27 protein-coding genes and 1 pseudogene are annotated in these 23176 nt (G+C 68.1%); 14 read left to right on the top strand and 14 right to left on the bottom strand.

Annotated elements, in window-relative coordinates; translation table 11 throughout:
* Position 1: 1 nt before the first annotated feature.
* Positions 2–1129, bottom strand: a complete 1128-nt coding sequence (locus KNN16_RS03880; protein ID WP_303899021.1) for an acyl-CoA dehydrogenase family protein — start codon at positions 1127–1129, stop codon at positions 2–4.
* A complete protein-coding gene (locus KNN16_RS03875; RefSeq protein WP_303899019.1) occupies positions 1119–2114 on the bottom strand; it encodes an acetoacetate decarboxylase family protein in 996 nt (331 codons plus the stop codon). The genes KNN16_RS03880 and KNN16_RS03875 overlap by 11 nt, the downstream gene beginning before the upstream one ends.
* A 76-nt stretch (positions 2115–2190) precedes the next feature.
* Here KNN16_RS03875 and KNN16_RS03870 point away from each other — a divergent pair, with 76 nt between their 5' ends.
* Positions 2191–3192: a 2-hydroxy-3-oxopropionate reductase gene (locus KNN16_RS03870; RefSeq protein WP_303900589.1), complete on the top strand. Its 1002-nt coding sequence runs from the start codon at positions 2191–2193 to the stop codon at positions 3190–3192.
* Between the two features lie 33 nt (positions 3193–3225).
* On the opposite strand, the gene KNN16_RS03865 is transcribed toward KNN16_RS03870, so the two are convergent.
* The 6 genes from KNN16_RS03865 to KNN16_RS03840 all read right to left on the bottom strand — a co-directional run bounded on the left by KNN16_RS03865 (position 3226) and on the right by KNN16_RS03840 (position 6186).
* A complete protein-coding gene (locus tag KNN16_RS03865; RefSeq protein ID WP_303899016.1) occupies positions 3226–3468 on the bottom strand; it encodes a plastocyanin/azurin family copper-binding protein in 243 nt (80 codons plus the stop codon).
* 195 nt (positions 3469–3663) lie between these two features.
* Positions 3664–3963, bottom strand: coding sequence for a hypothetical protein (locus tag KNN16_RS03860; protein WP_303899013.1), 300 nt, complete (start codon positions 3961–3963; stop codon positions 3664–3666).
* A gap of 197 nt (positions 3964–4160) precedes the next feature.
* Positions 4161–4976, bottom strand: coding sequence for a TrmB family transcriptional regulator (locus KNN16_RS03855; protein WP_303899011.1), 816 nt, complete (start codon positions 4974–4976; stop codon positions 4161–4163).
* A gap of 21 nt (positions 4977–4997) precedes the next feature.
* Positions 4998–5504 (bottom strand): DUF2231 domain-containing protein, encoded by a 507-nt coding sequence (locus KNN16_RS03850; RefSeq protein WP_303899008.1) that lies wholly within the window; start codon positions 5502–5504, stop codon positions 4998–5000.
* A gap of 2 nt (positions 5505–5506) precedes the next feature.
* Positions 5507–5710: a hypothetical protein gene (locus KNN16_RS03845; protein ID WP_303899005.1), complete on the bottom strand. Its 204-nt coding sequence runs from the start codon at positions 5708–5710 to the stop codon at positions 5507–5509.
* Between the two features lie 62 nt (positions 5711–5772).
* A complete protein-coding gene (locus tag KNN16_RS03840; RefSeq protein ID WP_303899002.1) occupies positions 5773–6186 on the bottom strand; it encodes a hemerythrin domain-containing protein in 414 nt (137 codons plus the stop codon).
* On the opposite strand from KNN16_RS03840, the pseudogene KNN16_RS15085 reads away from it, so the two are divergent.
* The 7 genes and pseudogenes from KNN16_RS15085 to KNN16_RS03810 form a co-directional block, all read left to right on the top strand.
* Positions 6142–6765, top strand: a pseudogene (locus KNN16_RS15085) (hemerythrin domain-containing protein); the annotation flags it as partial. The gene KNN16_RS03840 and the pseudogene KNN16_RS15085 overlap by 45 nt on opposite strands.
* 60 nt (positions 6766–6825) lie before the next feature.
* The gene (locus KNN16_RS15080; RefSeq protein WP_369685881.1) at positions 6826–7119 is read left to right on the top strand and encodes a DUF2249 domain-containing protein; all 294 of its coding nucleotides are present in this window, start codon (positions 6826–6828) and stop codon (positions 7117–7119) included.
* A 37-nt stretch (positions 7120–7156) separates the two neighbouring features.
* Complete coding sequence (locus tag KNN16_RS03830) at positions 7157–8431, top strand: hypothetical protein (protein WP_303898999.1); 1275 nt, start codon at positions 7157–7159, stop codon at positions 8429–8431.
* The gene (locus tag KNN16_RS03825; protein ID WP_303898996.1) at positions 8428–8676 is read left to right on the top strand and encodes a hypothetical protein; all 249 of its coding nucleotides are present in this window, start codon (positions 8428–8430) and stop codon (positions 8674–8676) included. The genes KNN16_RS03830 and KNN16_RS03825 overlap by 4 nt, the downstream gene beginning before the upstream one ends.
* Before the next feature lie 50 nt (positions 8677–8726).
* On the top strand, positions 8727–8951 hold the full coding sequence (locus tag KNN16_RS03820; protein WP_303898995.1) for a hypothetical protein: 225 nt from the start codon (positions 8727–8729) through the stop codon (positions 8949–8951).
* A gap of 4 nt (positions 8952–8955) precedes the next feature.
* Positions 8956–9885 carry a DNA-3-methyladenine glycosylase gene (locus KNN16_RS03815; RefSeq protein WP_303898993.1) on the top strand — a complete coding sequence of 310 codons (930 nt, stop codon included), beginning with the start codon at positions 8956–8958 and terminating at the stop codon, positions 9883–9885.
* Positions 9886–9925: 40 nt separating this feature from the next.
* Positions 9926–10312 (top strand): DUF488 domain-containing protein, encoded by a 387-nt coding sequence (locus KNN16_RS03810; protein ID WP_303898991.1) that lies wholly within the window; start codon positions 9926–9928, stop codon positions 10310–10312.
* A gap of 32 nt (positions 10313–10344) precedes the next feature.
* On the opposite strand, the gene KNN16_RS03805 is transcribed toward KNN16_RS03810, so the two are convergent.
* Entirely contained in the window at positions 10345–11607 is a 1263-nt protein-coding gene (locus KNN16_RS03805) for an NAD(P)/FAD-dependent oxidoreductase (RefSeq protein WP_303898988.1), read from the bottom strand.
* 166 nt (positions 11608–11773) lie between these two features.
* Here KNN16_RS03805 and KNN16_RS03800 point away from each other — a divergent pair, with 166 nt between their 5' ends.
* The 6 genes from KNN16_RS03800 to KNN16_RS03775 all read left to right on the top strand — a co-directional run bounded on the left by KNN16_RS03800 (position 11774) and on the right by KNN16_RS03775 (position 17253).
* Positions 11774–12844: a hypothetical protein gene (locus tag KNN16_RS03800; RefSeq protein WP_303898986.1), complete on the top strand. Its 1071-nt coding sequence runs from the start codon at positions 11774–11776 to the stop codon at positions 12842–12844.
* A 178-nt stretch (positions 12845–13022) separates the two neighbouring features.
* Positions 13023–14096 (top strand): copper-containing nitrite reductase, encoded by a 1074-nt coding sequence (gene nirK, locus KNN16_RS03795; RefSeq protein WP_303898984.1) that lies wholly within the window; start codon positions 13023–13025, stop codon positions 14094–14096.
* 177 nt (positions 14097–14273) lie between these two features.
* Positions 14274–15086: a Crp/Fnr family transcriptional regulator gene (locus KNN16_RS03790; RefSeq protein ID WP_303898982.1), complete on the top strand. Its 813-nt coding sequence runs from the start codon at positions 14274–14276 to the stop codon at positions 15084–15086.
* Entirely contained in the window at positions 15083–15289 is a 207-nt protein-coding gene (locus KNN16_RS03785; RefSeq protein ID WP_303898979.1) for a DUF1858 domain-containing protein, read from the top strand. Before KNN16_RS03790 ends, KNN16_RS03785 begins: the two co-directional genes overlap by 4 nt.
* 72 nt (positions 15290–15361) lie before the next feature.
* On the top strand, positions 15362–16522 hold the full coding sequence (locus KNN16_RS03780) for a molybdopterin-binding protein (protein ID WP_299287675.1): 1161 nt from the start codon (positions 15362–15364) through the stop codon (positions 16520–16522).
* On the top strand, positions 16519–17253 hold the full coding sequence (locus KNN16_RS03775) for a ScpA family protein (protein WP_299287672.1): 735 nt from the start codon (positions 16519–16521) through the stop codon (positions 17251–17253). The genes KNN16_RS03780 and KNN16_RS03775 overlap by 4 nt, the downstream gene beginning before the upstream one ends.
* Here the strand turns inward: KNN16_RS03775 and KNN16_RS03770 are convergent.
* The 5 genes from KNN16_RS03770 to aspS form a co-directional block, all read right to left on the bottom strand.
* Positions 17223–18773: an aldehyde dehydrogenase gene (locus KNN16_RS03770; protein WP_303898975.1), complete on the bottom strand. Its 1551-nt coding sequence runs from the start codon at positions 18771–18773 to the stop codon at positions 17223–17225. The two genes, KNN16_RS03775 and KNN16_RS03770, sit on opposite strands and share 31 nt — an antisense overlap.
* Before the next feature lies 1 nt (position 18774).
* A complete protein-coding gene (locus KNN16_RS03765; protein WP_303898973.1) occupies positions 18775–19941 on the bottom strand; it encodes a spermidine/putrescine ABC transporter substrate-binding protein in 1167 nt (388 codons plus the stop codon).
* An 87-nt stretch (positions 19942–20028) separates the two neighbouring features.
* Positions 20029–20859 (bottom strand): molybdopterin-binding protein, encoded by an 831-nt coding sequence (locus KNN16_RS03760; protein WP_299287663.1) that lies wholly within the window; start codon positions 20857–20859, stop codon positions 20029–20031.
* A 5-nt stretch (positions 20860–20864) separates the two neighbouring features.
* Positions 20865–21284 carry a response regulator transcription factor gene (locus KNN16_RS03755; RefSeq protein WP_088570170.1) on the bottom strand — a complete coding sequence of 140 codons (420 nt, stop codon included), beginning with the start codon at positions 21282–21284 and terminating at the stop codon, positions 20865–20867.
* A 95-nt stretch (positions 21285–21379) separates the two neighbouring features.
* Positions 21380–23152 (bottom strand): aspartate--tRNA ligase, encoded by a 1773-nt coding sequence (gene aspS / locus KNN16_RS03750; protein ID WP_303898969.1) that lies wholly within the window; start codon positions 23150–23152, stop codon positions 21380–21382.
* Positions 23153–23176 lie beyond the last annotated feature (24 nt).

The raw sequence follows: 23176 nt of genomic DNA, 5'->3' as shown, positions 1-23176 counted from the left end.
ATCACTCGGCGTAACGCAACCGGATCCGGTCGGGCGACCCGTGGAGAACGCGCAGGGTGGAGACATCCCGCAGGCGCCCGGCCAGGCCTTGGTCCTCCATATAGCCGTATCCCCCCATCACCTGCAGGCTGTTCGAGACCGCCCGCCAGGCGTGCTCGGCGATGGCCAGCTTGGCGATGGCGGCCCAGCGTTCCAGGACGTCCTCGGGCAGCGCCGCCAGAGGCTGCTCCGCGTGGGCCTTCAACAGGAGCTCCAGGGTCATCACATCCGCGGCCGCCGTCCCCAGCAGGCTGCGCACCGGCCCATGGGCGATGATCCGGCGTCCCCCCTGATAACGGGTCCGGGCATATGCCCGCGCTTGATCCAGGGACCGTCGGGCGACGCCCAGGGCGATGGCCGCATGGCCCAGCCAGTCCAGGGCAAGGAGCCGCCGCAGACGCCGATGGGCTTCCTCCCCCCGAGCGAGGATCCGGGCGACACCCTCCTGAGCGATGAGAACCCCGCCCGCGTGCAGATGGCCCATCCATGCCCCTCGAAGCCCCAGGCGCTCCGGAAGGGGTTTGAGCCGGACCCCCGGGAGGTCTGCAGGGAGGGCGATCAGCGCCCAGGAAGAATCCTCTGCAGCGCGGGCGAAGAGCAGGAGGCCCTGGGGAGGGCCGGCCGAGATCAGAAACCAGGAGCGACCTTCCAGAAGGGGAAGGTCATGCGGCCCGGTGACGCGCAGCCCATTCTCCTCCTCTCCTGCGAAGGGGCTCGGGGAGATCCCATCGGCCAGCAGTCCGCCCAGGGCCAGCCGGGTGCCCCGGGGGAAGACCCGAGCGCCCTCCAGGGCGGCGCAGGCGATCCCCTGGGCGTGGAGGGCGAGGGCGAACCCCGCGCAGGCCTCGCCCAGCCGAGCCAGCGCATGCAGGGAGAGGCCGAGGCGTTCCGTCCACGCCCAGCGTCCCCAGATGCCCGTCGCGAAGCCGGGCGCCTCAGGATCCGGATCGGCGAGCAGCCCGATCGCCTCCGCCTCTTTCAGCAGGGCCTCTCGGCGCGCCGGATCCGCCTCCGGATCCTCGGCCTCCAGCCGCTGGAGGAAGCGGCGGAGCGCGACCTCCAGGAGCCGCGCCTCTTCTTCAACGCTCACGGAGCCCTCCCGGATCCTCCGAAGGGGAATGGATGATCACCGGCGTGGCGGCTTCCCCATAGCGAACCGTGAGACGGGCCACGGGGCGATCCTCTCCTGGATACGGCGCGTGCGGCCGCGCCGCCGAGTCGATGGCCTCCCCGGCGGGGAGGATGGCGTAACGGACCAGGTAATTCTTCGTCGCAACGGCCATGAGGGAAAGATCCAGGCTCCGGAGCTGATCCGCCACCGGGTGATCGCCCAGGATCAGCGCGCCGGATCCCGGGCGCAGGCCCAGCTGGTAGACCGCGTAGACGGGGATGGTGGTGCGGATCAGCGCGCCGTCGCGGACGCTGAAGGTCACCAGCGGGCGCAGGTCCCGGATCACCGGCCCGCTGGAACGGACCGTCAGGGTGAGGATATGACGGCCGCCCTCGCTGAGGCGCACCCGCTGGAAGGCTGGGGTTTTCTCGAAGTCCATATCGGCGAGGAACTTGGCGTAGCCATAGATCACCCGTCCGGCGTCCCGGGCGATGCGGGTGGTCACCGGCAAATGGAGGATGAAGGCCCCCCACCCCGGGAAGCGGCTTTCCAGGAGCAGCGGGAGCCCGGGCGGGGCAGGTCGTCCATAGGTGCACAGGAGGGCGATGGCCACCTCCCCATACGGGCCGATGGTGGTGTGGATGTAATGGAAAGCGGCGATCCCCACCAGCGCCCGGCCGCCGGGGGTCACCACCGGGTGAAGGCGGTCGGAAGGGAGCAAGGCCCGCACCGCCTCCCGATCGGCGGTGAAGATCCCCAGGAAGCTATCATCTCGATAGTAGAAGATCGGAAGGTCAACCCGGCCGGAGCCCACATCGATCCCGGTGGCAGTGGGTCCGGTCCAGCGGAGGAACTCCTCCGCCGCGTCCGGCCTCCAGCCGAGGAGCGCCCGAAGGCCTCGCACGCCCACATACCCCAGGGCGGCAACGCCCATCCCCGCAAGCCACCATCCCCTGCGTCCCATCGCCAGCCTCCCTCTGGTATGCTGGGGGAGAAAACCCAGGGAACGACGCCCTGTTCGGCTATAATTCTGGCCGAAAATCGCCGCGTCCGCGCTTCGGAGCCTTCATGGCGAATGGCAACGGGGACCCCATCTCAACCGATCGGAGGCCGCCGTGGAGCGCATCGGATTCATCGGCCTGGGAGTGATGGGCAAGCCCATGGCCCGCAATCTGCTGAAGGCGGGCTATCCGCTGGTGGTCTACAACCGCAGCCGTCCCCCCGTGGAGGAGCTGGCGGCGGAGGGGGCGGAGCCGGCCGGCTCCCCCCGGGAGGTCGCCCAGCGCAGCGATGTGGTCATCACCATGCTGCCGGACACCCCGGAGGTGGAGCAGGTGCTGGCCGGGCCTGACGGGGTCTTCGAGGGCGGACGGCCGGGGCTGATCGTGATCGACATGAGCACCATCGATCCGATGGCCGCGCGGCGCCTGGCGGCGCAGGCCACGGAGCGGGGCATCGTGATGCTGGACGCGCCGGTCTCCGGGGGGGAGATCGGAGCGATCCAGGGGACGCTCTCCATTATGGTGGGAGGGGATGCGGCCGCCTTCCGGCGCTGCCTGCCCATCCTGCAGGCGATGGGCCGGAACATCGTCTACATGGGGGAGTCCGGAGCGGGCCAGGTCACGAAAGCGGCCAACCAGGTGGTGGTGGCGCTGACCATCGCCGCCATCAGCGAGGCCCTGGTGCTGGCGGCCAAAGCGGGGGTGGATCCGGCGAAGGTGCGCCAGGCGCTCCTGGGAGGGTTCGCCGGCAGCCGCGTCCTGGAAGTCCACGGCCAGCGGATCCTGGAGCGGAACTTCCGCCCGGGGTTCCGGATCCGCCTGCACCACAAGGATCTGCGGATCGCCCTGAGCCTGGGTCGGGCGGTGGGGGCCAGCTTGCCCCTCACCGCCCTGGTCCACGAATGGCTGGGGGCGCTGGTGGCCCGCGGACATGGCGATCTGGATCACGCCGCGCTGGTCACGCTGGTGGAGGAGTGGGCCCAGACCCAGGTGCGCCCCCACCCCGAAGCGCCTCCTCCTGAGGGATCTGCAGGGCCGTAAGGCCCTCCCCACCCGTGCTGGGCCTTGCGGCCCTCAGGGACTGACGATCACCACCCCCTTCATCATCTGCGCGTGGAAATCGCACTGATAGCGATATTCGCCGGGCTGAGCGAACGTATAAGAAGCCTGCTCGCCCGGCCGCAGAGGTGGGCTTCGCCAGTCCGCCCCGCTCAGGAAGTGCACATTATGGGTGAAATGGTCCTCGTTGATCCACGTGACCGTGGTCCCCACTTTCACTCGAAGCGTGGGGGGATCAAAGCGGTAGGATTTCGGCATTCGAACCACCGGACCTGCCGTTGAAGGGGTTCCGGAGGGTGGTGGTGGAGCACCGCATCCGAACCTCAGTAGCCCTCCCAGCGTCAGCAGGATGATCCACCGTTTCATGGCCGATGGCTCCGAAAGATGTGGAGGGAGCCGGTTGCGCCAACCGCTCCGGGGCGGGCCCCGCCCCGGAGCCTGCGGCCCCGCCGCTTAGGCGCGCGCCCGGCGCGCGGCCAGGACGGTCTGGGAGATCCCGGCGAACAGCAGGATGAAAGCCAGCAGATCCAGCACTTCCGCCAGGGTGTGGGCGAAGAGGACGACCGTGAGGTCCAGGTGATAGGTGATGTAGAAGATCTCCGCCAGCGCATAGAGGGCGAACCCCCACCCGAACGTGGCGGCCCCCGCGCGGAAGCTCTGAGCGGCGAAATAGGCCCCTATCAGCAAGGCCACCAGATGGACCAGGATGAAGAGCTCCGGCGGCAACGCGTTGACAAACCCTCCGAACGGCATGGCACCCTCCTCTCCTTTGAGTGAGCTGGACGGGCCAGCCCACCTGCCCATTCCGGGGGCTGGCCCTCCTGCGCCCTGTGGGTCAGGCGGCATGCGCCGCTCTCCGCAAGATCTCTTCCGTTTTCTCCGGGGAAGGTCACCTCCTTTCCCTTCCGGAGAAGCCGGTCTAAAGAGAAGGCCGCTTCACCGGGCGAAGCTCAGGGAAGACCCTTGCGGGTGAGCCGTCGCCGCACCACGGCGAGCCACCTCCGGGCCTGCGGGTTCAACTGCCGGACCTGATCCCCCAGCCCCTGAACCGTGGCGGCCAGGGCGATGCTGTGTCGGATGTAGTCGTGGATCAGATCCACCAGCATCCGCTGACGGGTCCGGATGCCATGGGCTTCCCCATCCCCATGGATCTCCCCGGCCACCACCTCCGACTCGTCGGAGATCAGAAGCAGCCAGCGAGCCGCAGCGGCCGGGGCGATGCGGTAACGATAGAGCTGCCCTCGACATCCCTCGCAGGCGGTGGCGCAGGCCGCCAGACACAGCGTGGTGATCCGAACGCCCCGTTCCTCGGCCCGGGCCATCGGCATCGCCAGCGCCTCCGCCTCCGGAGGCCAGAGGGCGATCCAGAGCGCGCGGGAGGCTCCCTCCAGGAGGGCGCGGGCGTGATCCAGGAGCGCGGCGTATCCGGAGAGGTTCCATACGGGTTCCGGCTCCGGAGCCGGGGCCAGGGACTCCAGCGCCTGCCGGGCAGCGGCGAGGACCTCATCGAAGCGGTGGCTTAGCCGTTTGAGGAGCTCCGCGGGAGGCACCGGCGCATAGCGGACGCCCTCCGGCATCTCCATCCGCATCACCGCGCCGCGTTCCTCCAGGCGCTGGAGGACCGGGTAGATGTTGGGCCGAGGGATGCCCGAGCGACGAGCCAGCTCGTAGCCGGTGAGCGGGCTGGCCTGAAGGAGGGTCACATAGGCCCGCGCCTCATATTCGCTGAACCCCAGCTGCTCCAGCAACGCCACCGCTTCAGCCATCCGAAGCCCCCACCTTCGAAATCATCGGGAAGCCCCCACCCGCATCCCGTGCCGGTAGACCAGCTCCCCGCCGAGATAGTTGCCGAGGAGCAGAAGCCCCGTCCCCAGCCCGGCCAGGACGAGAGGAAGCACCGGCGTGCGCCCCGTCCCCGGATCTGGGATCCGAAGCCCCAGGCTCAGGGCGAACAGACCGGTCGCGCTGCCCTGCACGAGCAGATGCCACCACCCCAGCCGGCGCTTGCGGGAGCCGGGGACCGTAGGCAGGAAATCCAGCAGGCCGGTGAAGATGGCCGGCAGAGCCAGCCCCAGCCCAAGCAGGATGTTGTAGAGGGCCGCGCGGACCAGCGCGGGATCCGGATGGATCCAGGAGAGGAGATCGAAGACCAGGGCGGCAGGCCATAGCCCTGCCGGGAAGTGAATGAAGAGGGCATGGCTGGGATGGCCAAGGGGCTTGCCCTGGAGGACCTCCCGGATCGTCCAGCCGCCCCCGATCCGCCCACCGCTCCAACCCGCGCGGAACCCCTTCATCGTCAACGACCCTGCGCGCCGGGGGCCCAGTGGCGGCTGCGGATCTCCCCCCGCAGCACCCGTTCCATCGTCTCGGTCATATTCCGCCAGACCTGCTCGACCGAGAGATCCTCCGCCCGGGCCGCCTCCACCAGATGCTGCATCGTGATATGCCGCGGATCCCCGTGCCCGGCATCCGGGTCCATGCAACCGCAGGAGAGGCACATGGCGGACCTCCTTTTAGGAGTTATGCAAGCAACTACTATTATAGCCCGCGAGGGCGGTGGCGTCAAATCCCGGGGCTGGGGCTCTCATCGGCTGACTCGTTCTCCGCCAGAGGGAACACCGTCTCCTCCTCCACGCGGAAATGCTCCTCGGAGAGCTGGAGGAGAGTCCAGAGGTCCTCTCGTGGATCCGGCGCCTCCAGAGCCCACCGAAACACGTCGCGCACCTCCTCGTGGACGATCTCCATCATCTCCAGGATGTGGCGCGCGGCCGGCCAGCGGCGGCGCATCGGGACAAACAGGGCCTCCTCCTCGAACCGGGCGTGATCGTCCAGCGCCTCGAAGAGCATGCGGGCCCGCTCCCGCAACGCCGAGGAAGGGACCCCGCTGGCGATCCAGTCCGCCATACGGACCATCAGCCGCCGCAGCAGCCGATGCTCCGCCCGCAGCGCACGAGCGATCCGGGCTTCCTCTTCCATCGCTCACCTCCGAGAAGGGTTTCAGCACCTCAGGCTTCGCATCCGGAACCGTCGTCGTCCGCGCTCATCTTCCAGCCTGAATGCGTTCCGAGGGTTGTGCCGGATCAAAGGCCGCAGCTTGACCTGGAACAAGGTCGAGCTGACATGGCCGACCTAAAGTGGGATCCGGAATCCAAGGGCAGGAGGCCGACGATGGGCGTGGGAGAGGCCTTTCGGGAGCATCACCGCATGCTGCTGGAATATCTGGCGGCGTATGTGGAGGGTCCAGCGTTCTCATGGGAGGAGCTGAGGAGCCTGCGGGACTTTCTCCGGCAGGAGCTGCTCCCCCACGCGCGAGGAGAGGAACGGGCCCTTTATCCCGCGGTGGAGCCGCTGCTCCACCGGCACGGTCAGGCGACGGCGACCATGCGGGTGGACCACGCGTTCATTGAAGGCTACGTCCGTCAGATCGAGGACCTCCTCCGGCAGATAGAGGGGATGGACCCGGAGAGCCGGGCGGGCGCCGAACGCTCGCTCCGGCGCCTGCTCCTGGAGCTCTACGCCATCCTCCGTCTGCACATGACGAAGGAGGAGCGCGTCTACCTCCCCCTGTTCGAACGCGAGCTGCCGGAGGAGGAGCAGCAACGAGTGTTCGAGGAGATGCACCGGGAGAGCCAAGAGGTGCCCCTCACGGTCGTGCAGGAGCTGGACGTTCGGTCTGTGCCGCCCCCTCAGCGCCATCCCCTGATCTTTCAGACCTTCGAGGCGTTGCGGCCCGGGGAGGCCTTCATCCTGATCAACGATCACGACCCGAAGCCGCTGTATTACCAGTTCCAGTATGAGCGCCCGGGTCAGTTCGAGTGGGCCTACCTGGAGCAGGGGCCAGAGGTCTGGCGGGTGCGCATCGGACGGATCGCCTCATCGGGCAGGGAGGCGGGCGCCAGCGGGCGCTGAAACGACCATCCAACGATCACCAGGAGGGGAAACAATAATGGGCGCTGGGACCTTCCGAAAGGGTCAGCTGGAGCGCCGGCCGCCCGGGGTCTGGATCGGGGCGCTGGGATGCTTCGTCCTGGCCGCGGCCACCGGAGCGCTGTTCCGCTACGGGGTGCTGGCAGGGCTTCCTGCCCCGCTCACACTGGGGAATGTCCGGCATGCTCACTCCCACTTGATGTATTTCGGATGGGTAACCCCTGCGCTGATGGCCCTGATGGCGGAGCATCTCACCGGCCGGAAGACCCCGGGGGCGATGAGGTGGATCCCCCGCATCGCGCTGCTGCTGGGCCTGCTGGCCTACCCTCCTTTCCTGCTCCTCGGCTATCAGCCGCTGGAATGGGCCGGGCGACGGCTCCCGCTCGCCACGATGGTCGCAGGCCTAAACATCCTGGTCTGGTATGCTTACGGGGGCGCTTACTTCGCGGCAACCCGCAGGATCCATCATCCCAGCCGCCCGTGGTGGGACCTTGCGGTGTTCTTCCTGCTTCTCTCATCCCTGGGCGCCTGGGGGCGAGCCGCCCTGGCCTTCATCCGTGGAGGGGATCCGTTCTGGTCTGAGGCCACCGTCCACTTTTTCCTGAATCTCTTCGCCGATGGATGGTTGACCCCTGCCCTCATCGGCCTGGCCGGCGCGGTGAACCCGGAGGGGATGCAACGCCTCCCTCGATGGGCATGGTGGGCCCTCCTGTTGGGAGCTCCGGGAACTTTTCTGCTGACGATCCCCCCGGCGGTGACCCCGCTGGCCCTTCGGATCCTGGGCGGGATCAGCGGAGGCATGGTCGCCGCCGCCCTCCTGGCCCTCCCATGGGCGCTGCTTCCTCATGCCGGCCCGGAATGGCGGATCCCGCTGGCGTTTCTGGGGCTACGCGCGCTGTCCGGATTGGCGTTCGCTGTGCCCGCCATCGGCGCATGGGCCTTGAAGCAGGAGCTTCGCATCCTTTACCTCCATCTGTTGCTCCTGGGGTTTGCCTCCCTGGGCCTGATGGCCGCAGCCGCTCAAGCCTGGGGGACGAAGGCTGTCCCATGGCTTCGGGCGATGGAGGGGGCCGTTCTCATCCTGCTGGTCACCCTGATCCCGGTCACCGGCCTCTGGCCATCCCGATGGGGCGGGCCATGGACGATCGCAGGCGCGTGGATCGGGGCCATGCTCCCGACCCTCGTAGCCCTTGGGATGCTGGGGCAGCTCCTCCGGCCTGCGAAGCGCGCATCCCACCGACCCCTTTCACATTCCCCTGAGCCACTTCAAGACTTTAAGGGAGGGAAACCATGACAGAAGAAGAACGTGAGCTTCGGGAGCGGTTGCTGCGGATGACGATGCGGGAGCTCCTGGATCAGGATTCGGAGGCGGCGGCGATCCTGGAGGAACAGGGGATCTATGAAATCGAGGTAACATGCACGAAGGAGATGGAGGAAACCCTGGAGGACGCGGCCGCGATCTGCGGGTTCGACCTGGAGGAGGTCCTCTCCCGGCTGATCGCCCGCTGGACAGAGCGGGCGCATCCTGTGACGGCCTGAAGAGCCCCCAGGTGGATGGAACCGCTGGATTTTCCGCCCAGGAGGAGAGGATGGCGCCGCGCTTGCTTCGCGCGGAGCGTCTGGAACCCCCCCAGACCTTCGCCTGCGAGGCGTGCGATCCGCCAGGCCGACGGCCACGGGTGCGACGGCGTTACCGCTTCACTCTGATCGATGCGCACGGCCGCGAGGCGGCGTATTGCCTCCCGTGCGCGGCGGAGCAGCTGGGGATCCCCCCGGGGGCGCTGCGGCGGCTCGCGGTGGAGGGAGGGACGTAATAGGATGCCGACGCGGACGCTATGGCTGAAGCCACACCCGCCGTTCCGTCTGGATTTTACAGTCTGGGCCCTGCGTCGGCGGCCGGAGAACCAGGTCGATCGCTGGGACGGCCGGACCTACCGTCGCACTGTGCTGGCTGCTGGGATTCCGATCAGCTTGGCGGTGCAGATGGAGGGCTCGCCGGATTCACCGCGCCTTCGCGTCGGCTTGACTGCCCCTTCGCTCCCCGAGGGAGTGGTGGAGGAGGCCGTCCGGGCTCTCGACCATCTGCTCGGGCTCTCCGTGGACCTCTCCGGGTTCTACCGCCACGTGAAGGGAGACGCCCGCTTGGGTCCCTGGGCCCTCCGGTTCCGGGGGATGCGGCCCCCGCGGTTCCCCACCGTGTTCGAAGCCCTGATCAACGCCATCGCCTGTCAGCAGGTCACCCTCGCCCTGGGGATCCGTCTGATCAACCGCCTGGCCGAGGCCTTCGGACGTCGCGTAGAGGAGGACCCGGAGGCTCCGCCGGCGTTCCCAGGAGCGGAGGACCTGGCGGGGCGTTCCCTTGAGGCGTTACGGGCCCTCGGCTTCAGCCGGCAGAAGGCTCGGGCGATCCTCACCCTCGCGGAGATGACCGCCGCGGGGGCCATCCATCCCGAGTCGTGGGGATCGTTGCCCGACGCAGAGGCGATAGCCCGATTGCAGGGGCTGCACGGGGTTGGGCGCTGGAGCGCGGAGTATGTGCTGTTGCGGGGGATGGGTCGGCTGCACATCTTCCCGGCCGACGACGTCGGGGCCCGAAACCACCTCCGGCGCTGGCTGGGACGCCGCCGACCGCTGGATGCCCAGCAGGTACGGAACGCCTTGAAGCCCTGGCACCCTTACGCCGGGCTGGTTTACTTTCACCTTCTCCTGAAGCATCTGGACGAACAAGGGATTCTGGAAAAACGATAAACAACTTCAAGGAACTGCACATCCCCACCGAGGAGGGGCGATGATCAAAGTCAAGCGGGTCTACGATCCAGTGGAGCCGGACGACGGGAGGCGGTTCCTGGTGGAGCGGCTGTGGCCGCGAGGGATCAAGAAGGAGGCCCTGCGGATGGACGGCTGGCTGCGGGAGGTGGCGCCCAGCGACCGGCTGCGGCGGTGGTTCGGCCACGATCCCCGGAAGTGGGAGGAGTTCCGGAGGCGCTACTTCGCGGAGCTGGAGGCCCATCCCGAAGCCTGGCGGCCGTTGCTGGAGGCCGCCCGCGTCGGCAACATCACCCTGCTCTTCAGCGCCCGGGACACCTCCCACAACAACGCGGTGGCCCTCCGGGAGTTCCTCGAGGAGAAGCTGAAAGAACCCAAAGATCCTTCGCTCCAGGCCTCAGGCCTATAACGCCCTCGCTCGCTTGAGCTGACCCTCGAGCGCTATTTGCCCCTTACGGGCGGCGAGGGGAGGATCAGGCGCACCGCCCGTTCGTAGAACAGATAATCCCATGCCCAGCCGGAGAGCACCACCAGACGGTTCCGCATCCCGATCAGGCGGATGAGGTGAACCCCCAGCCAGAGCAACCAGGCCGCGAAGCCGGTGAAGGCGCGCCCGAACACATGGGCGACGGCGGCGTTCCGCCCGATGGTCACCAGGGTCCCCGGATCCCGATAACGGAAGGGCAATGGCGGGCGGCCCTTCAGGGCGCGCAGGATGTTCCGCGCTGCGAGGGTTCCTTGCTGGATGGCCACCGGCGCGACCATAGGCAGCTTCCCCGGCCCTTCCGGGAGCGCCAGATCTCCCACCACGTAGATCTCTGGATGACCGGGCACCTGGAGGGTGGGGGTCACCAGTGCCCGCCCCCCTGGCCCAAGGGGAAGCCCCAGGGCTGCCCCCAGGGGATGCCCGCGCACGCCGGCCGTCCATACCACAGTTGCCGTCTCGATTTCTTCCCCATCCTGCAGGCGCACCCAATCGGGTCCCACCGCGGCCACGGGAGCGCGCCGCCGCACTTCTACGCCCAAATGACGAAGCCGCTCCCGCGCATAGGTGGAAAGGACCGCCGGCAACCCGGGGAGCACCTCCTCCATCGCCTCGAGGAGGAGCACGCGGACCTCCCGGAAGTCCAGGGTGGGGAAATCCCGGCGCAGCGGGCGCGCGATGAGCTCAGCGAGGGCCCCCGCGAACTCCACGCCGGTGGGGCCGCCGCCCACGATCACGAAGGTCAGCAGACGCCGCTGGCGGAGCGGATCCGGCTCCCGGGCCGCCCGCTCGAAAGCCGACAGGATATGGTTGCGCAGAGCGACGGCCTGATCCAGGTCTTTGAGGAAGAAGGCGTGCTCGGCGACTCCCGGAACGCCGAAGGTGTGCGCCAGGCTCCCCGGAGCCAGGATCAGGAAGTCGTAATCGATGGGTGGGCCATCGGTCTCCAGCCGGCGGGCCGTCAGGTCGATCCCCTGCACCTCCGCCATCTCGAAGCCCACATTGGGGAAACGCCGCAGGAGCCCCCGGATGGGAAAAGCGATGGCCTCGGGCTCGATCTCGGCGGCCGCCACCTGATAGAGCAAGGGGAAAAACGTGTGGTGGTTCCGACGGTCCACCAGCAGCACCTCCACCGGTTCAAAGGCCAGGGTCCGCACGGCCCACAACCCGCCGAACCCTGCCCCCACCACCACGATCCGTGGCCGCCTGCGCTTTCCCATGGATGACCTCCCTTCCGGAATTCTGATCGGTCGGATCCTGAGCCTCTTTGCGCGCGCGCAAAGCGGGCTCCGCCGATCGGAGGTAAAACATCAGCGCGACCGTGCTTCCGGAGACGGCAAGCTTCTCAGATTTGATCCCGGGTGAAGAGTCAGGATGCCGCTGCGGATGCGGTTCCCACTGATGCTCGTGGCGCTCCTCTCCCTGGGGGTGGGGATTTGGGCCGGGTGGATCCGGATCGGGTGGGCCTTCCCCCGGCCGAACCCGGCCTGGCCGGGCGCGCATGGGGCGCTGATGATCTCCGGGTTCCTGGGCACCCTGATCGCCCTGGAACGGGCGGTCGTCGGCCCCCGCTGGTCCTGGGCGGCTCCCCTTCTGGCCGCCCTGGGCAGCCTCACCCTGCTCCTGGGCCGTCCGATGGCTGGAAGCGCCTTTCTGTTCCTGGGCAGCGCCATCGTCCTCACCCTCTTCTTCGGCGATGCGGCCCGCCGGCATCCCGATCCCTCCTTCCGGGTGCTGGGGATCGGGGCGGCGCTGTGGGGCATCGGCCAGGCGGTCTGGCTCGTCCGCGGGACCCTCGCCGCCGCTGTCCCATGGTGGACCGCTTTCCTGGTGCTGACCATTTTCGGGGAGCGGCTGGAGCTGGCCCGCCTGATCCCCCGCGGACGCGGGATGGTGGGTCTGTTCGGTGCCGGCCTGGCATGGGTTCTGCTGGGGCTGGCGCTGGGGGAGATCCAGCCGGCGTGGGGCCGGCGGGCGCTGGGGCTGGGATGGCTGATCCTGGCCGCCTGGCTGGCCCGCTACGACATCGCCCGGCGCACCGTCCGCCAGCATGGCCTGGTCCGCTACGTGGCGGTGTGCATGCTGGCCGGCTATGTCTGGCTGGGGATCGGTGGAGCCCTGGAGTGGCTCCCCGGTGAGGCGATAGCGGGGCCTCTTTACGATGCCCGGGTGCACGCCCTCCTTATCGGCTTCGTGTTCTCGATGATCTTCGGCCACGCCCTGATCATCTTCCCGGCTGTGTTGCGGGTGCGCCTCCCCTTCTCCGTCGCCTTCTACTTCCCCCTCGCAGTCCTCCACCTCTCGCTCCTGCTCCGCCTCAGCGGGGATCTCGGCGGATGGCCGGACGCCCGGCGGGTCGGCGGGCTGCTGAACGGCCTGGCCATCCTGATCTTCCTGCTCCTCATCGCCCGAGCCCTCCGGGCCGGACGCCGCGCGCCTTCTCCAAATTCCGCTTAGAGTCCGCTTAGAGGGACGACCGAGACGCATCGCTTCGGGGTGATCTTTGTCACCCGGAACGTGTGATCGAAACCGTCAGATCGATGACGCTTGTCACACCGGAACGTTGGGTAGAGTCAACGAGGAGGCCATTGGGCTCGGGGAAGATAGGGCCGGAATCCCTTTGCGGAGGTGAACGATGGTTCCGGCCCGATGGCTCCTTATCGGCGCGCTGATGATGGCCCTGACGGCGTGCACGACCGTGGCGGCTACGCCCGCCGTGCCCACCCCGTCTCCCGCAGCCTCTTCAGAAGCCCATGTGCACCCTACGCCCACCCCGGGCGGGCCGAAAGTCCGGGTGGTCCGGGATCCGGCGGACGTGCCGCCCCCGATCCGGCGCACGGAGCCCACCACGGTGGAGGTCACCCTCACTGTGAAGGAAGTGGTGGCGGAGCTGACCGACGGAGTGACCTTCCCCTTCTGGACCTTCGATGGGACGGTGCCCGGCCCGATGATCCGGGTGATGGAGGGGGACACGGTGGTCCTCCGCCTGGTGAACCCTCCGGAGAACCACGTCTCCCACAACATCGATCTGCACGCGGTCACCGGCCCGGGCGGCGGAGCGACGGTCACCACCGTGGCGCCGGGGGAGACCAAGACCTTGGTCTTCAAGGCCCTGAAGCCGGGCGCGTATATCTATCACTGCGCCTATCCGCCGGCCCCGCTGCACATCGGGATGGGCATGTATGGCATCATCGTGGTGGAGCCGAAGGGAGGTCTGCCGCCGGTCGACCGGGAGTTCTACGTTGTGCAAGGCGAATGGTATACCTCTCTTCCCTTCGGCCAGCCGGGCCTGGCCTCCTTCGACTCCGCCAAGGCCCAGGCGGAGCGCCCCGAATATTTCACTTTCAACGGCCACGTGAAGACCCTCACCGACCTCTATCCCCTGCGGGCGCAGACCGGTGAACGGATCCGCATCTTCTTTGGGGTAGGTGGCCCGAACGTCGGCTCGAACTTCCACATCATCGGGGAGATCTTCGACCGGGTATATGCGGGCTCGCCGGACACCTTTGTGGCGAACGAAGAGACCGTTTATGTGCCGCCGGGCTCGGCAGCGGTCTTCGAGCTCACCACCGAAGTCCCCGGCCGCTACGTGCTGGTGGATCACGCGCTGTGGCGGATGCTGCGGGGGCTGTCCGGATACCTGACCGTAGAAGGCCCCGAGCGGCCGGATCTGTTCCAGGGCACTCCGTCCGGCAACTCCGGGCACTAAGGGATGGGCCAGGATGCGGGGGCTGGGAGATCGCTTCTGGGTCTCCCAGCCCCCGAATGCGCGCAGCCCCGGCGATCCCCTGCGCCAGCATGCTCCGAATGCAGCAAAATAAGAAGACAAGGTGGGAAAGGCCTTCCCTTGTTCACCGGCAGGCGGATCCCGGATCCGGAGGGGCGGATGGAACAGAGGCGGCCCGGGACGACTGAAGGAGAGCTCCTGGAGGTCTTGAGCGGATATCCGCTTTTCCGCGGCGTGCCGCGCGAGAGCCTGCGGGCGCTGATCCATATGGGGGTGGAACGGAAATGTCCCGCCGGCCGCTTCCTGTTCCTGGAGGGGGATCCGGCAGAAGGAGTTCATTTGCTCCTCGAGGGCTATGTGAAGATCGTCCAGACGGATGTCAGCGGCCAGGAGGTGGTGGTCCAGGTGGCCGGGCCCGGAGAGCCGCTGGGCCTGATCGCGACGTTCGCGGATTCGCCCTACCCGGCCTCCGCCCAAGCGATATCCCCTGCCCGGGCTCTCTGGCTTCCCGGGGAGGCCCTGCGCGGGTTCCTGCTCCGCCATCCGGAGGTCGCCCTGCGGCTCCTGCGGGTGCTGGCGGAGCGGCTGCACGAGACGCATCGGCGGCTGCTGGAGGTCAGCGTCCTCCGGGTGGAGCGCCGGCTGGCCCGGGTGCTGGTGCGGCTGGCCAGCCGGCTGGGGGAGCGCACGGAAGAAGGGATCGTTGTGACGATGCCGTTGAGCCGGGAGGAGCTGGCGGAGCTGTGCGGGACCCGCCTGCACACGGTGAGCCGGCTGCTCAACCGCTGGCAGCGGGCTGGCTGGGTTCGACTGGGCCGGCGACGGATCGTGTTGCGGGAACCCCATGCCCTGGTCGCCCTGGCGGAGGAGCTGGAACTTCGGGAGCCTTCCCCGGCCTTGACGGGGCGCAAGGTGAGGGAAGGGAAGACCGCCGATGATCAAGGAGGAACACGCCCGGGGAGGACAGGATGATCCGGAAGGACTGGTCCATTGAGGAGCTCCTGGCCCGCTACCCCCGATCCCGCGAGATCCTGATCCGCTGGGGGATGTGGTGCCCGGTGTGCGCGCTGGCCGGCCTGGAGACGCTGGCCGACGCCGCCCGGGTGTATGGGATCGACATCGAAACGCTGATCCGGGAGCTCGAGGAGCAGGAAGGAGGAGGTTCCTCACGCTGACATTCTGCCTCCATGCCGGCCTCCGCGCCGAATAGTAGAATCTTCTCCGAAGCCGCGCATCGGAGGTCCGTTATGCCCCAGGCCGAGGTGCTGGCAACCGGCACGGAGCTGCTCAGCGGAGATGTGGTCGACACGAACTCGGCGCGCATCGCCCGCGCCCTGCAGCCCCTCTCCATCCCCCTGGTCCAGATCACGGTGGTGGGAGATGATCTCCCCCGCATGGTGGCGGCCATCCGGGCGGCGCTGGCCCGTAGCGAGATCCTCGTGATCAGCGGAGGGCTGGGGCCCACGGTCGACGATGTGACCCGGGAGGCGGTGGCGGAGGCCCTGGGGCGTCCCCTGATCTTCGATCCGGAGCTGCTGGAGGTCATCCGGGCCCGCTTCCAGGCCTTCGGGGTGTCCATGCCCGAGAACAACCGGCGCCAGGCCTTCCGGCCCGAGGGCTCTCGCGTCATTCCCAATCCCATCGGCACCGCCCCCGGGTTCCTGGTTGAGACCAACGGCCGCGTCCTCTTCGCCCTCCCGGGCGTCCCCCGGGAGCTGGAGCGGATGCTCTCGGACACGGTGGTCCCTTACCTTTGGGAGCGGTTCCCTCCCGCGGAGGCCCTGGCCTGGCGGGTGGTGCGCACCATCGGGTTGGGGGAAAGCTGGATCGATGAGCGGCTGCAGGATCTGCTTCGGGGCGAGAACCCGCAAGTGGGATTGAACGCCCATCCGGGGATGGTGGACATCCGCATCCGGGCCCGGGGATCCACCCCGGAGGAAGCCGCCGCCCGGGCCGAGGAGGCCGTCCGCCGGGTCCGGGAACGCCTGGGCTGGGCGGTTTTCGGGGAGGGCAACCAGGCGCCGGAGGAGGCGGTGATCGCCGCCCTGCGGGCCCGCGGGGCGACCGTCTCCACGCTGGAGCGGGGCACCCTGGGGATGCTGGGGGGGCGCCTCGCTGCGGCGGATCCTGAAAGCGAGGTCTTCCGGATCGGTGAGGTCCGCGCCCGGCTGGCCGCCGCCCCGGAGCACGCCGCCGAGGCCATTCGGCGTCAGGCCGGGACCACCTTCGGGCTGGCGGCGGAGGTCCTCCCCGAGGCGGAGGGCTTTCAGATCACCGTGGCCCTGGCGGCCCCTGAGGGTTCCCGAAGCGTCCGGCGCGGCCATCGCGGCCCGCTCCCCCATGCGGCCGAATGGGCCGCGCACGCGGCGATGGGCCTGCTCTGGCGCTGGCTCCAGGAGGGGCCATGACACTCCCGTTCCGTCCAACGCTGCCCCCGGTGCGCCTGCCCGTCTTCGAGGGCCCGCTCGATCTCCTCCTTTACCTGATCGAGCGGAACGACCTGGATATCACCCAGGTCTCCCTGGCCCAGGTTACCGAACAGTATCTGGAATACGTCACCATCCTGCAGGCGCTGACCCTGGACCAGCTGGCGGAATATCTGGTGATCGCCGCCAAGCTCCTTTACATCAAGTCCTCCCTGCTCCTCCCTCGCCCACCGGAGCCGGATGAGGCCGAGGAGGATGTGGGAGAAGCGCTGGTGGAGCAGCTCAAGGCCTACCGCCTCTTCCGGGAGCTGGCCCGCCGGCTGCGGGAGCGAGAGGGGTTCACCGCCTACGGCCGGACCGCGCCGCCGCCCCGGCCCGAGGCCCCCGGGACCGGCCTGGAGGGCATCACCCTGGAGGATCTCCTCCGGCTGGCCCGCCGGGCCCTGCGCCCGGCGGTCGAAGCGGCCCCGGTGGGGGCGTTCCTTCCCGCGTATCGCCTGACGATCCAGGAGGCCATGGAGCGGATCCTGGAGGCGGTGCGGGAAGGAGGGCGGGTGGCCTTCACCGGGCTGCTCCGGACGGCGGGGAACCGTTACGAGGGCATCGCCTTCTTCCTGGGACTGCTGGAGCTGTTGAAGCAGCGCCGGGTGGTGGCCTATCAGAGCCGGCTGTTCGATGAGATCTATATTGAGCCCTTCCCGGAGCGCCCGTAGGGGAACCACCAGGGTTTCTCGCCGCCCTCGATGTCCCAGTGGACGTGCTTGGTCTCCCGGAACTCCTCCAGTCCCTCCAGGCCCAGCTCCCGGCCGATCCCGCTGAGCTTCATGCCCCCGAACGGCCCGGCGTAGTTATCCGTGAGGGGATCGTTGATCCAGACCGTGCCCGCCTTCACCTCCTCATAGAAACGGCGGATCAGGCGGGGGTCATGGCTCATCAGACACGCGCCCAGCCCGTAGGGGTTATCGTTGCACAGGGCGATGGCCTCGTCGAAGGTCCGGTAGGGCATCAGGGGGATGACGGGCCCGAAGGTCTCCTCGCGCATGACCTTCATCGTGTGATCCACGTCCACCAGCACCGTGGGCTCGTAGAAGAAGCCGCGAGGGAGGTGAGGCGGCCGGCGCGCCCCGGTGAGGGCGTGAGCCCCCCGCGCCAGGGCATCGGCCACGTGATCCTCCACCTTCGCCCGATAGGAGGGCCCCGCCATCGGCCCGATGTCTGTTTGCGGATCCAGGCCGTGGCCCAGGCGCAGGGTGCTGACAAACGAGGCGATCTCCTCGGCGAACCGATGGTAGATCGAGGCCGGCACATACACTCGTTCCGTGCTGGTGCAGACCTGGCCGGCGTTGATCAGGGCCGCATACGCCAGGGCCTTCACCGCGAGCTCCAGCGGCGCGTCCGGCCCGACCACGAAAGGATCCTTGCCGCCCAGCTCCAGGTGGAGCTTTTTCATCATCGGGGCGGCCAGGGCTGCGATCCGCTGGCCAGTCGCCAGGGATCCGGTGAAGGCGATGACCGGGACCTCCGGATGCGTCACCAGCGGCTCGCCGACCTCCGGCCCATATCCGGTCACGATGTTCACCACGCCCGGCGGGAGATGATCCATCGCCACCTCGGCCAGGCGCAGCGTGGTCAGGGGGGTGAGCTCGGAGGGCTTGATCACCACCGTGTTGCCGGCGGCCAGAGCCGGCGCGACCTTCCAGGCCATCAGGAGGATGGGGTAGTTCCATGGGACGATGCATCCCACCACGCCGTAGGGCTCCTTGAGCACCAAGCTGAGCTGACCGGGCTCCGGCGAGGGGATCACCCGGCCCCGCTCATGACGGGCGAGCTCCGCGTAGTAATCAAAAGTGTTCGCCGACCAGAGGATCTCCTCCTCGTTCTCCGGCCACGGCTTGCCTTCCTCCAGGGTGAGCAGTCGGATCAGCTCCTCCTGGTGCGCCCGGATCTTGCGGGCGATCTCGTGGAGCATCTCCGCCCGGATCGCGGCGGGGACGCGGCGCCAGGGTTCGAAGGCGCGACGGGCAGCGGCCACCGCCGCCTCTACATCCCGGGCGGTCCCCCGGGGCACCGTCTCCAGCACCTCCTCCGTCGCCGGGTCCTGCACGGGGATCTCCCCGGCGGCGGTCCCGGCCGTCCACTCCCCTCCGATCCACATCGGCTTCATGGTCAGCCCCTCCATCCCCGACGATCGGGGCGGGGGATCGTCTCCGATCCCCCGCCCTTCCAGCCCCATCTCATTGCTCTACGCCCAGCTCGGTCCAGATCCGGTCATACAGCTCGATCGCGTCCCCTACGTCGATCAGCCACTCCATCTTCCGCTTCAGCTCGTCCGGCGGATAGATCCCCGGGTCGTTGAGGAGCGCGGGGTCGATCAACCGCTGCTGGATGGCCGTGCGGTTCGGGCTGCCGTATTTGATGGTGTTCGCGTTGATGGCTGCGATGTCCGGCCGCATCAGGAAGTTGATGAACACCTCGGCCGTGTATTTGTTTTTGGAGGTCTTCGGGATGGCCAGGTTGTCCTGCCAGATGGTGCAGCCCTCCTCAGGGATCACATACTTCAGCGTCGGCTTGGCGTCGCGGGCCCGGATGGCGTCGCCGGTCCAGATGTGCGCCACGACGACCTCGCCGGCCACCAGGAGATCCCGGTTGGTGTCGCTGGTGTAGGCCTTCACATAAGGCTTCTGGCGAAGCAGGACCTCCTTGGCCTTCTGGAGCTCCTCCGGGTTCGTGGTGTTCATGGAGAACCCCAGATACTTGAGGGCCGCCCCGATCACCTCTCGCTCGTCCTTCAGCATGGAGATCTTCCCCTGGATGTCCGGGGCCGGCTCGAAGAGATCCTTCCAGCTCTTGAGCTCGCGCTGGACCGCCGCGGTGTCATACATGAACCCGGAGGTGCCCCACATATAGGGCACCGTGTATTTGTTCTCCGGGTCGAAATAAAGGCCCAGATGGGCCGGATCGATGTGCTTCAGGTTGGGAAGGTTGTTCTTGTCCAGCTCGGCCAGCATGCCCTCCTTGATCATGATGGAGACCATGTAGTCCGAAGGCACGATGACATCGTAACCGGTGGCACCGGCCTGCAGCTTGGCCAGCAGGGTCTCATTGGAGTCATAGGTGTCGACGATGACCTTGACCCCGCACTCCCGCTCGAACCGCTCCAGAACCTCCTGGGCGATGTAATCGGGCCAGTTGAACAGATACAGCTGCTTGGAGAGCCGGGAGCGATCCCCGCACGAATCCTCAGCGGCCGCCGGCCCGGTCGCAGGAGGAGCCTCTGTGGCAGGAGCCGTCGGAGGAGGAGTCGGTGGGGTCGTGGGACTGGGAGGGGCTGCCGGTGCCCCGCACGCCACCAGGATCGCCAGGAGGACCATAAGCGTGAGACCGCGCGCCCACTTGCCCATCGCTACACCTCCTTTCCGTAAAATAAGGTTGGCAGGGGATTTTCCCCCAGAAAGCGCCGTGACCCAGTGGGTTTCCTCGTTCGGGACTCACAGCGCAGGAAGACGCTCCGCAGAGACCCCGGCTTCCGCGAGCCGTCCCTCCAGATGTCGTCCGGCTTCCTCCACCAGGGCCTGCGCCTCCTCCGGCGTCGGGGCGGCCGCGGAAAGGTAAATCTGTATGCGCACCTGAGGTCCGAAGGCCCGGGCCCGGGATTTGATATAGACGTGGGGGAAAGCCCGGCCCACCTCCCCCAGCAACGGCGCCAGCCGGGATTCATCCCCACAATCCGTAAGCAGGCGCAACTCCGCAAACCCGGCCCTCCCCAGGCGGGCCTGCAGATGCGGGGCGAGGGAGCTCTGGACGATGGCCTTCATCTCTTCGGGGACGCCGGGGAGGCAGACGAGGAGTGTCCGTTCCAGAGGCAGGAGGACCCCTGGGGCGGCCCCCACCGGGTTGTCCAGGGGGATCGCTCCGCGGGGGAGCATGGCCATCTTGCGGCGGGGGGGCGTGAGGTCCGGCTCCGCGACGAAACCGGCGGCCGCCAGCTCCCGGTAGCGCGCCGCCACCATCCGCAGCGCCTCCGGATGCTCCTCCAGCGGCCGCCCGGTGGCCATCGCCACCGCGGCCAAGGTTCGGTCGTCCTCGGTGGGGCCCAGCCCGCCGGTGGTGAACACGAGGGCCGGAGCTCGACGCAGGGCCCCCTGCAGCTCCGCCGCGATGGCCTCCACCTCGTCCGGCAACACCACAGCCCGCTGGACCTTCCCGCCCAGCCCGGTGAAGAAGCGGCACAGCCAGGCGGTGTTGGTATCGACAACCTCCCCCAGCAGCAGCTCGTTCCCGATGGCCAGGATCTCCGCCGTCGGGGGATGGGCAGGCATCTCGCTCACTCCTCGCCGGGCTCGGTCTGAACCGAGCGGCTCATCACCCGCTCGATGCTGGCGATCAGCTCCGAGGGGCCGAAGGGCTTGGTGAGATAATCGTCGACGCGGGCGATGTGAAGGCCGAGGATGCGATCGACGTTCTGGGCGCGGGCGGTGACCACGATCACCGGGATGTGGCGCAGCTCGGGGTCCGCCTTCATCTGCTGGTAGACTTCCCAGCCATCGATGTCCGGCATCATCAGGTCCAGCAGGACGAGATCAGGCTTCTCCCGCCGGATGACCTCGATCCCCTCCACGCCGCCCGTCGCCCACCCGACCAGCTCGTAGCCCCGCCGGGTGACGATCAGGCGGATCAGGTCGATCATATCCTGGTCGTCCTCGATGCAGACGATCCGGATCTTTCTGGGCTCTCCTTCGGTCATCCTCGCTCCCCCTTCTGTGCTTAAATGCAGTTTATCCGCAATCCGGCTCTCCGACAAACGGGGCCGGGGCCCCTATGCCCCGGCCCCTGCAGGGATCAGCTCTCCTCCCGCACGATGCGGATGTGGAGCTCCCGGAGCTGGCGTTCGTCGACCTCCGAGGGGGCATCGAACAGGAGATCCATCGCGCTGGCGGTCTTGGGGAAGGCGATGACCTCGCGGATGTTCGGCTCGTCCGCCAGCAGCATCACCAGGCGATCCAGGCCCAGGGCGATGCCTCCGTGAGGAGGGGCGCCGAACTCAAAGGCCTCCAGCAGATGACCGAACCGAGCGCGGGCCTGCTCCGGGGTGTATCCGAGCAGCCGGAACACCCGCTCCTGGATCTCCCGGCGGTGGATCCGGATGCTCCCCCCGCCGATCTCATAGCCGTTGCACACGATGTCATACGCCTTCGCCCGGACCGAGGCCGGGTCGGTCTCCAGGCGGTCCAGATCCTCATCCAGCGGGGAGGTGAAGGGATGGTGCACGGCCTCCCAGCGGCCTTCCTCCTCGTTCCACTCGAACATCGGGAACTCCAGGATCCAGGCGAAGGCGAACTCATCCGGATCCGCCAGCTGCAATCGGTCGCGGAAGAGCAGGCGGAGCCCGCCCAGGGCTTTGGCGACCACCTCGGGGGCGTCGGCCACGATGCAGAGCAGATCGCCGGCGCCGGCCCCGGTCCGCTCGGCGATGAGGGCGCGCTCGCCTTCGGTCAGGAACTTAACGGCCTGGCCTTTCACCCCATCGCCGGTGAAGGCGAGGGTGATCAATCCCTTCGCCCCCTGCGATTTCACGTAAGACGTCAGCTCGTCGAGCTCGCGGCGGCTGTAGCCGGCGCAGCCCGGCGCGCGCAGGGCCTTCACCTGTCCTCCGCCCCGAGCCGCCTCCCGGAAGATCTCGAAGGCGCTCTCCCGGGCCACATCCGTCAGGTCGACCAGCTCCATGCCGAAGCGCAGGTCCGGCTTGTCCGAGCCGTAGCGGGCGAGGGCCTCCGCGTAAGTGAGGCGAGGGAACGGCGTGCGAAACCGCTTGTGGGGGACCACCCGCTGCACCACCTCGATCAGCAGCCCTTCGATCAGCTGCAGGATGTCCTCGCGATCCACGAAGGACATCTCCAGGTCCAGCTGGGTGAACTCGGGCTGGCGGTCGCCCCGCAGGTCCTCATCGCGGAAGCAGCGGGCGATCTGGTAGTATTTCTCCAGGCCCGCCACCATCAGCAGCTGTTTCAGTTGTTGAGGAGATTGCGGCAGGGCATAGAACTTGCCGGGGTGGAGCCGGCTGGGGACGATGAAATCCCGGGCGCCCTCCGGTGTGCTCTTGATCAGGATGGGCGTCTCCACCTCCACAAACCCCCGGGTGTCCAGGTAGTCCCGGATGGCCCGGGTGGTCTGATGGCGCAACATCAGGTTCCGCTGCATGCGAGCCCGCCGCAGGTCCAGGTAGCGGTAACGCAGGCGGACCGTCTCATCGATGCGCCGGCCGTCGTCGTCGATGGGGAAAGGCAGCGGGCGCGCGGGGTTCAGGATGCGCACCGCGTGGGCTTCCACCTCCACCTCCCCGGTGGGCAGGTTCGGGTTCTCCGTCCCGGCGGGCCGCCGGCGCACCCGCCCGTGGACCTGGATCACGTATTCCAGGCGGACCTGATCCAGGGCCGCATGGGCCTCCGCGGAGCAGGAGGGATCCCCCACCACCTGGACCAGCCCGCTCCGATCCCGCAGGTCGACGAAGATCAGGCCGCCATGATCCCGGCGCCGGTGCACCCACCCGGCCAGCTCCACCATCTGGCCGACGTGGGCCGGGCGCAGCGCCCCACACCCATGGGTCTTCCACATCGAGGACCTCCATGCGCAGCGTCC

It is taken from the genome of Thermoflexus hugenholtzii (assembly GCF_018771565.1).
Lineage (GTDB): Bacteria > Chloroflexota > Anaerolineae > Thermoflexales > Thermoflexaceae > Thermoflexus > Thermoflexus hugenholtzii_A.
The sequence above is the reverse complement of the archived record's forward strand: the minus strand, read 5'-3'. Positions and strand labels throughout refer to the sequence as shown.